This window comes from Micromonospora craterilacus (genome assembly GCF_003236315.1).
Classification (GTDB): Bacteria; Actinomycetota; Actinomycetes; order Mycobacteriales; family Micromonosporaceae; genus Micromonospora; species Micromonospora craterilacus.
The window spans coordinates 1-8,542 of the sequence record NZ_POTY01000276.1 but is presented as its reverse complement, the minus strand read 5'-3'; the positions used below and the strand labels follow the sequence as shown (position 1 = coordinate 8,542).

6 protein-coding genes and 2 pseudogenes are annotated in these 8,542 nt (G+C 73.3%); 4 read left to right on the top strand and 4 right to left on the bottom strand.

The window, feature by feature from the left end; translation table 11 throughout:
• The first annotated feature begins 119 nt into the window (after nt 1–119).
• Nucleotides 120–1,676 carry a glutamine-hydrolyzing GMP synthase gene (gene guaA / locus C1I95_RS29335; RefSeq protein ID WP_111218706.1) on the top strand — a complete coding sequence of 519 codons (1,557 nt, stop codon included), beginning with the start codon at nt 120–122 and terminating at the stop codon, nt 1,674–1,676.
• Nucleotides 1,677–2,016: 340 nt separating this feature from the next.
• On the opposite strand, the pseudogene C1I95_RS29330 reads toward guaA, so the two are convergent.
• Nucleotides 2,017–2,334 (bottom strand): annotated as a pseudogene (locus C1I95_RS29330) (PspC domain-containing protein); the annotation flags it as partial.
• Between the two features lie 144 nt (nt 2,335–2,478).
• On the opposite strand from C1I95_RS29330, the gene C1I95_RS29325 reads away from it, so the two are divergent.
• From C1I95_RS29325 to C1I95_RS29315, 3 genes are all read left to right on the top strand, one after another.
• Nucleotides 2,479–3,426: an NUDIX hydrolase gene (locus C1I95_RS29325; protein ID WP_111218704.1), complete on the top strand. Its 948-nt coding sequence runs from the start codon at nt 2,479–2,481 to the stop codon at nt 3,424–3,426.
• Nucleotides 3,427–3,526: 100 nt separating this feature from the next.
• Nucleotides 3,527–4,441, top strand: a complete 915-nt coding sequence (locus C1I95_RS29320; protein ID WP_111218702.1) for an NUDIX hydrolase — start codon at nt 3,527–3,529, stop codon at nt 4,439–4,441.
• A 365-nt stretch (nt 4,442–4,806) separates the two neighbouring features.
• Nucleotides 4,807–5,724, top strand: coding sequence for a CDP-alcohol phosphatidyltransferase family protein (locus C1I95_RS29315; protein WP_111218700.1), 918 nt, complete (start codon nt 4,807–4,809; stop codon nt 5,722–5,724).
• Between the two features lie 60 nt (nt 5,725–5,784).
• On the opposite strand, the gene C1I95_RS29310 is transcribed toward C1I95_RS29315, so the two are convergent.
• From C1I95_RS29310 to C1I95_RS29300, 3 genes and pseudogenes are all read right to left on the bottom strand, one after another.
• On the bottom strand, nt 5,785–7,032 hold the full coding sequence (locus tag C1I95_RS29310) for a phosphatidylserine decarboxylase (protein WP_111218698.1): 1,248 nt from the start codon (nt 7,030–7,032) through the stop codon (nt 5,785–5,787).
• 568 nt (nt 7,033–7,600) lie between these two features.
• Nucleotides 7,601–7,784 (bottom strand): annotated as a pseudogene (locus tag C1I95_RS29305) (hypothetical protein); the annotation flags it as partial.
• Nucleotides 7,781–8,542 (bottom strand): LiaF domain-containing protein (locus tag C1I95_RS29300; RefSeq protein ID WP_233513963.1); only part of this gene is annotated, 762 nt, incomplete at its 5' end. The pseudogene C1I95_RS29305 and the gene C1I95_RS29300, both read right to left, overlap by 4 nt.

Below are 8,542 nucleotides of genomic sequence, written 5' to 3'. Positions count from 1 at the left end.
GGTGTATAAGGTGCGCAACGGCGACCGAAAGTGCATGATCGGCGATGGTGTTGGTGGGCTGGGGCGGGAAGGGCGGTAGGCGAGGGGAGGCGTCGTCACGCTGGGTAGGATTGCCGGCTATGAGCCTGCCGCGTCCTGTCCTCGTGGTCGACTTCGGAGCCCAGTACGCCCAGCTGATCGCCCGGCGGGTACGCGAGGCCAAGGTCTACTCCGAGATCGTCCCGCACACCATGCCCGTGGCCGAGATGCTGGCCAGAAATCCGGCCGCGATCATCCTCTCCGGCGGGCCGGCCAGCGTCTACGAGCCGGGCGCCCCGCAGGTCGACGACGGGCTGTTCACCACGGGCGTGCCGGTCTTCGGCATCTGCTACGGGTTTCAGGCGATGGCCCGTGCCCTCGGCGGCACGGTGGCCCGCACCGGCAGCCGCGAGTACGGCGGCACCCCGCTGCGCCCCCGCCTGCTCGACCCCGGCGTGCTGCTCCGTGACCTGCCGGCCGACCTGCCGGTGTGGATGAGCCACGGTGACTGCGTGACCGAGGCGCCCGAGGGCTTCACGGTGACCGCCGAGTCCGCCGGCGCACCGGTCGCCGCCTTCGAGGACCTGGTCGGCCGGCGGGCCGGTGTGCAGTTCCACCCCGAGGTGGGGCACACCGCGCACGGGCAGGAGATGCTGACCCGCTTCCTGTACGAGATCGCCGAGATCGAGCCGACCTGGACGCCCGAGAACATCATCGACGAGCAGGTGGCCCGGATCCGCGCGCAGGTGGGCGACAAGGAGGTCATCTGCGGCCTGAGCGGCGGGGTGGACTCCGCGGTCGCCGCCGCGCTCGTGCACAAGGCCGTCGGTGACCAGCTGACCTGTGTCTTCGTCGACCACGGTCTGCTGCGCGCGGGCGAGGCCGAGCAGGTGGAGAAGGACTACGTTGCGGCCACCGGCATCAAGCTGAAGGTGGTCGACGCGGCCGACCGGTTCCTCGGCGCGCTGGCCGGGGTGACCGACCCGGAGCAGAAGCGCAAGATCATCGGCCGGGAGTTCATCCGGGTCTTCGAGGCCGCCGCCCGGGAGATCGCCTCACACGGTGACGTCGAGTTCCTGGTGCAGGGCACCCTCTACCCGGACGTGGTCGAGTCCGGCGGCGGCACCGGCACCGCCAACATCAAGAGCCACCACAACGTCGGCGGGCTGCCGGAGGACCTGAAGTTCGCCCTGGTCGAGCCGCTGCGCACGCTGTTCAAGGACGAGGTCCGTACGCTCGGTCTCCAGCTCGGCCTGCCCGAGGCGATGGTCTGGCGGCACCCGTTCCCCGGCCCCGGGCTGGCCATCCGGATCATCGGCGCGGTCGACCGGGAGCGGCTCGACCTGCTCCGCCGGGCCGACTTCATCGCCCGCCAGGAGCTCAGCGCGGCTGGTCTGGACCGGGACGTGTGGCAGTTCCCGGTGGTGCTGCTGGCCGACGTACGCAGCGTCGGCGTGCAGGGCGACGGACGTAGCTACGGTCACCCCGTGGTGCTGCGCCCGGTCTCCAGCGAGGACGCGATGACGGCCGACTGGTCCCGGCTGCCCTACGACGTGATCGCCCGGATCTCCACCCGGATCACCAACGAGGTGGCCGAGGTGAACCGGGTGGTCCTGGACGTCACGAGCAAGCCGCCGGGCACCATCGAGTGGGAGTGACCCCGGCTCACACCGCCGGCCCGCTCGGCCGCTGAGGCTCCGGCTTCGCCGCCGGCTCCGGCGCGGTCGCGTCGTCGGTCGTGGTCGCCGCGTCGGCGGCCGGGGGAGCGTCAAGACCCGGCCTGGTTGCGGGCTCCGGGGTGGCCGAGGCGTCCGACGCCGGCTGAGCGGCCGGCGGCGCGGGTTGCTCGAATGGTGCCGGCGGCCAGGCGGCCGGGGTCGGCGGAGTCCCCTCCGGGCCGGGATGCGGCGCCGAGGCCGCCGGTCCGGCAAACGGCCAGGCGGGGTGCGTGGTGCCCGCCGGTCCGGCGGGCCGGGGCGTGGGTTGTGCCGGTCCGTGCGGTGCGGGGCTCGCCGGTCCGGGGAACGGCCAGGCGGGGTGCGGCGTGGGGCCGGTCGGTCCGGCGTGCGGCGGGGCACCCGGCGGATGCGGCCAGGCGGGCGCGCTGGCCGGCTCCTCGGGCATCAGGAACCACATGATCGGGTACGCGAGGGCCGCGATGCCGCCGGTCAGCAGCGTGGCGACGGCGAAGACGACGCGTACCAGGGTGGGGTCGACGGCGAGGTAGCGGCCGAGGCCGCTGGCCACTCCGGCCACCATCCGGTCGGTGGTCGGGCGGCGCAGCTGCTTGTACGGGGCCTGAGGTGTGGAGGTCATGACTCCACGGTCCACGCCACGGCGCGCATCGACCTCGGTGACCGCCCGGATCCATACCCTGAACTGATCCTCAGGGGCGAGCAATCAGTCAGGAATCCGACTCTTTTCCGCGTCGGTAACGGGTCGCGGGGAGAATTTGGCTCCGTGACCACCATGCTGGAGCCGCTCCGCAGGATCGCGGCGTATGCAGTCTGTACTGATTCGGTAGACCGAGTGTTGCTGGTCCGGGCATCGGAGCGCTCCGGCACACCCGGGACGTGGTCCCTGCCCGGTGGGGCGGTAGACCACGGCGAGGATCCCAACCACACCGTCGTCCGCGAGACCGCCGCCGAGACCGGCCTGTCGGTGGCCGTCGCCGGCCTGCACGACGTGCTGGCCGACATGCGGGCGTTGCCCGAGCGCGGCATCACCATCCACACCGACCGCCTGGTCTACCGGGTCTCGGTCCGGGGCGGCACGCTGACCGACCGGGTCGACCGGCCGACCGACCTGGCCCGCTGGTTCACCCTGGACGAGGCGCGGCGGCTGCCGCTGCGCTCGTTCACCGCACGGGCCCTCGGGCTGCCCGCCTCCTCGGCGGACATCGTGCCCGACGAGCCCCCGGAGTTCCCCTCCTTCTACGCGGTGCCCGGTCCCGACGGGCTGCACCGGGCACAGCGCTTCGCCGCGTACGCTGTGGTCACCGACCCGGCCGGGCGGGTGCTGCTGACCCGGGTCTCCGACGGCTACCCGGGTGCGGGCTGCTGGCACCTGCCCGGTGGGGGCACCGACTACGGCGAGCAGCCGGGCGCGGCGCTGATCCGGGAGCTGGTCGAGGAGACCGGGCAGACCGGCCGCCTCGTCGGGCTCCTCGGCGTCGCCAGCCACCGCGACGCGGCCTCGCTCGGCCCGGAGGGCTACCCGATCGACTGGCACGGTGTGCGGGCCTTCTACCGGGTGGTGGTCGATCAGCCGGCTCCGCCCACAGTCGGCGACGTCGGCGGTTCCACCTGTGAGGCCCGCTGGTTCGCCCGCGAGGAACTCGGCGCCCTCCCCACCGACCGCCTCACCGAGGTGACCGCCGAAGCCGTCCAGGCTGCCCGCCTCACCTGACTCCCACCAGCCCGCGTCGATCATGAAGTTGACGGCGTTGTCGATCTCCAAAACGCCCGTCAACTTCATGATCGATCGTGGCTGGGCCTAAGGTCGGGGCGTGGAGCAGGTGCGGCGGGTCGAGGCGTACGGGGTGCTGCGGGATGCCGAGCAGCGGGTGCTGTTGGTGCGGGGCTCCGGCCAGGCGGACTTCCCGGGGGTGTGGTCGTTGCCGGGCGGCGGCCTGGAGCACGCCGAGCATCCCGCGTACGCGGTGGTCCGTGAGGTCGCCGCGGAGACCGGGCTGGCCGTCGAGGTGACCGGGCTCCGGGCGGTGGTCGCGGACGTGGTGCCGTACCCCGACCTGGGGGTGGCCCTGCACACCGACCGGATCCTGTTCGAGGTGACACCGGTGGGCGGGGTGCTGCGCGCCGAGCGGGACGGCATCACCGGCACTACCGACCTAGCCCGCTGGCTGACCCTCGACGAGGCCGCCGGGCTGCCGCTGCTGGCCTTCACCGCCGAGGCGCTCGGCCTGCCGGTCGTCCCGCTGCCGCCCGGCGCGCTGCGCCGACGGGTTCCGTTCGCCCCGCCGGGGGCCGACCGGCGGCAGCGTTTCGGGGCGTACGGGTTGGTCACCGATCCTGCCGGGCGGGTGCTGCTGTCGTTGATCGCCGAGGGCTATCCGGGCGCCGGGCGGTGGCACCTGCCCGGCGGTGGTACGGACCACGGTGAACAGCCGGTCACCGCGCTGCTACGGGAACTGGTCGAGGAGTCCGGCCAACTCGGCAGGGTGACCGAACTGATCGGCGTGGATAATCTGCACAATCCGGCGGCTCTCGGCCCGGAGGGCTACCCGCTCGACTGGCACGGCATCCGGGTCGTCTACCGGGTGGCGGTCGACGTTCCGACCGAGCCGGCGGTGACCGAACTGGCCGGCGGCTCCACCGCCCGCGCCGACTGGTTCACCCCGGCCGAGCTGCGAGGACTTCCGTTGACGGAGATCGCTGTCGCGGTGCTGGAGGTCCCGGTCTAGCCGTCAGGCTCGGATCGGCCGACGTCCGCTCGCCGGGTTGGCGGTGCCGGGCTCCGGTACAGTCGAGGCAGGGCTGATGGAGGAAACGGGCGATGACGCCCGAGATGGGAACAAGACGGCGGTTCGCGCGGTTAAGGGAGATATAAGTACCGCCGACTGCTATCGCCAATCCCCACCCCCCTGTGCGATGGTGTACTCCGCAAAACGGCTGCCGGGCCAGAAAGGGTCCGACACGAGACAGCCGGACGCCCGCTCTCACGGCGGTCAGCCGATCCGGTGATGGAGGGAACGTGCCGAGAGCCCCATGGCGCCGGCGTCGTACGACTGACAGCCCGCGTCCCGCAGGGCGAAGCTGGACGGGCCCGTTGCGCCGCAGCGGCACCCTCGCTCGTCAGGTCCTGCTGGTCCGCGTCGGCCGCCGAGGTGCGGAGTTGCACGGTCCGGCGGACGCGCTGCCCGAGCCCCGGTACCCGGACCGGCCGCGCCGCCGGTACGGATTGCAGCGGTTCCACCGCGCCCGGATCGAGGCGATCGCCCCGGTCAGCCCCGCGGTGGCGCCGGCCCCGGTGGCCGACGAGCCGGAGCCGACACCGATCCCGCTGCTGCCCGGCGAGCGGACAATGGCCCGGCGGATGAAGTTCGCCCTGGTCAACGCCTGCACCCTGGCCAGCCTGCTGCTCGGCATCAACGCGATCTTCGTCGCCATGCGGGGCGACGTGCGGCTCGCCGCCTTCCTCCTCATCGCCTGCGTGGCCTTCGACGGCCTGGACGGCGCGCTGGCCCGCAAGCTCGGGGTGTCCACCCCGTTCGGCGCCCAGATGGACTCGCTGGCCGACATGTGCTCCTTCGGCCTCGCCGCGCCGGTGGTGGTCTACGCCTCGCTCGCCGGCGAGGTGCCGACGGCCGCCGCCGGGGTGGCCGCCGCGCTGGTCGCGGCCTGCGCCGCGATCCGGCTGGCCCGGTTCAACGTCTCGCCCAAGGACGGCCGGTTCTTCTGCGGGGTGCCCACCACCATGGCGGCGGCCGTGCTCGCCCTGATGGTGGTGATCGGCCTGCCGGTGCCGGGGGTGGTGCAGGTCGCCGGGGTGGCGCTGCTCGCCTTCACCATGGTCAGCAGCTTCCCGTACGCCAAGCTCGCCCGGCTGGTCAGGCTGCCGATGTGGGTCTGGCTCGCGCCGGTGGTCGGTGCGCTGATCAACGTCCGGCTCACCTTCGGCCTGATCGTGGTGGGATACCTGATCAGTGGCCCGCTGCTCTGGCTGCGCCACCGCCGCACCATCTGATTCCGTACCTGTGCGAAGGGGCGCCGCGGGTTTACCGCGACGCCCCTTTCGCAATGGCGGTCAGCGCCAGCGGGCGATGACGGTCGACCCGCCGACGACCTTGTCGCCGGGACCGACCAGCGGCTCCGCGGCCTCCACCGGCAGGTAGACGTCGGTACGCGAGCCGAACCGGATCAGACCGAACCGCTCGCCCCGGGCCAGCAGCGCGCCGATCGGGGCACGCTGCACGATCCGCCGGGCGATCAGCCCGGTCCGCTGCGCCACCACCACCGTGCCGTGCGTGGTGTCCAGCACCGTGTACGCGGCCACGTTGTGCTCCGCGTCCGGCTTCATCGCGTTGACGAAGCCGCCGTCGGCGACGAAGTAGTCGACCACCTTGCCGGCCACCGGGGAGCGGTTGACGTGCACGTCGAGCACCGACAGGAAGACCGCGATCCGCAGGAACTCGCCGTCACCGAAGCGCTCGTCGTGCAGGCGCTGCACCGACAGCACCTGACCGTCGGCGGCGGCCACCACGGCCGACGGGTCCTCCGGCACGTCCCGCTCCGGGTCCCGGAAGAAGGCGGCCACCGGTGCGGCGGCCAGCGCGGGCAGCAGCCAGAGCTTCGACTTGGGCCGCGCCAGCCGGGTCAGCGCGGCCAACCCGAGGGCGATGCCGGCCGCGGCCACCCCGTTGGAGTCGATGTGCATGCCGCGGGTCAGCGGCACGCTCGACGGGCGGTAGGCCGGGGCGAGACGCTCCGCCGTCGCCGCGTCGGCCGGGGTGAAGCGGAGCCGGTACACGCGTACCGGCGGGGAGTTGCGCAGCACCAGGTCGTCACCGACGCCGTACAGCGCACCCTGCCGGTCCAGTTCGGCCGCGGCGCCGGCGGTCCGGCCGACGGCGGTGGCCAGGCAGAGCACCGCGCCGTCGGCGAGGTACTTGGACAGCGCCTCGATGGCGCCCCGGGTCTCCTCCGCGGTGCCGACGAACGCCTCACCGGCGACGACGACCTTGGCCGGCTCGGCCTCGGCGAGGCTGTCCACCACCCGGACCCGGTCGGCGACCCAGCGGCCCTGGGCGGTGACCTGCTCCCGCAGCGCCGTGGCGCTGACCCGCTCGGCTGGCACCACCGTGAGGGTGTCGCCGGGCAGCAGCGCGTCGATCGCCGCGGCCAGCACCGCGGACTCCGGGGCCACGCCGACCAGCAGGGCGGCCTTGGGGTCGTTGATCCGGGCGAGTTCGGAGACGAGAGTACGTGCGGCACGCTCGCCGAGGCGGGCCGGACCGGACTGGCCGGAGGCACGCACGGCGGGGAACTGGGTCATGTCGAACGGGCTCCTGACGGGTAGAGGCGACTGACGCGAGATCACCGCTCGGCGGCGGGGTCGGCCCCGCCGCGGACGGCCCGCGCGAGCCGGTGGCCCGCGCAGGATGCCCCGCGGCATGGGCTGGCCGGCGAAGGCGGGAGCACACCGGCCAGCATAGGCGGCCCCGAACCGTCGCCGCATGGTCAGGCCGCCGGCCCCCGTTGTCCCGGCGGCGCTTCGCCCCCGAACGGAAGGTCGAGCGTACGGTCGCCGTCGGCGGGACGCCCCCCGGCCGGCTCGCCCGCCGCGCCCGGCCGGACCGTGTCGGGACCGGGGTCCACGATGGTCCGATCGCTCTCGGTCGGGTCGACCCACGGCATGCCGCGCGGTTCGGTGAAGGTGGTGTCCGTCCACGGCGTGCCGGATGGTTCGGTGAAGGAGGTGCCCGCCCCCGGCCCGCCGGCCGGGTCGGTGTCGGTGAGGTCCCCCGGCGGCGCGTTCGACGCCGCGGTGCCGGCCGTGCTCGACGTTTCCGGGCGGGCCAGGTCCGGCCCGGTCGGTTCGGTCGGTTCGGGCTTGCTGGTGTGCCGGCTGGAGCGCAGCGCGCCGATCAGGCCGAGGGCGCCGATCAGGATCAGCCCGCCGGCCAGGAACCAGCCGACCGGCGGCAGGACGAGGCCGAGCACCTGGGCGAGCAGCCACCAGGCGGCGAGCGCGAGGAAGAGCAGCCCGAAGACGAACGACAACAGGTCGGTGCGGTGGGCCTTCACCGGGTCACCTCCATGTGTCCGGCGTTGATGTGCAGGTTCAGGCGCAGCTTTCCGCCGCCGGGACCGTCCGCGCCGAGGTCGACGGTCTCCCTGGGCTGGTTGTCCATACCCCAGGAGCGGCGCTCGCCGAAGATGTTCGCGTCACCGGCGGTGAGCTGCGCCGTGGCGGTCACGTCCACGTTCGGCGGCACCACCACGGTGGCCTCGCCGAAGTTGATGACGACGGTGATCTCGGTGTCCTGCTGGTCGAAGTCGATCGCGCGCAGGTCGAGCACCGCGTCGGCGAAGCTCTGCTCGTACCGGACCGCGAGGTCACGGTGTTCCGTCGGTGCCCAGGTGACCGAGCCACCCACCCCGCGGACCCGGTCGTACGACTCGGCCACGGTGGCCACGCCGAGCGCGGCGGCGCTCACCAGGCCGAGCGCGATCAGCCAGCGGGCCCGGCCGAACCAGGTGCCCACCAGCAGGCCGAGGCCGATCACGGCGAGCGCCGCCGCGAAGTAGCCCGAGGCACCGATGCCGAAGACACCCAGCATGTCGAGGAGGCAGACCACGCCCAGCGCGATGAAGATCAGCGAGAAGGTGATCGCGCCGAGGGCGGATCGTTCCCGGGGCTTCTTCGGCGGCTTGGGCTTCTTCGGCGGCGGCTGCGGCACCGGCGTCTGCCCGGCGTACGGACCGTGCGGGGCGAACGGAGGGCGGTAGGTCGGCGGGCCGAGTGGGGACGTCGGGGTGCCGGCCGTCGGCCAAGCCGGGGC

Coding starts and splice junctions, on each gene's coding strand:
- C1I95_RS29310 (WP_111218698.1), bottom strand. CDS start 7,032: ATGACCCAGTTCCCCGCCGTGCGTGCCTCCGGCCAGTCCGGTCCGGCC.
- guaA (WP_111218706.1), top strand. CDS start 120: ATGAGCCTGCCGCGTCCTGTCCTCGTGGTCGACTTCGGAGCCCAGTAC.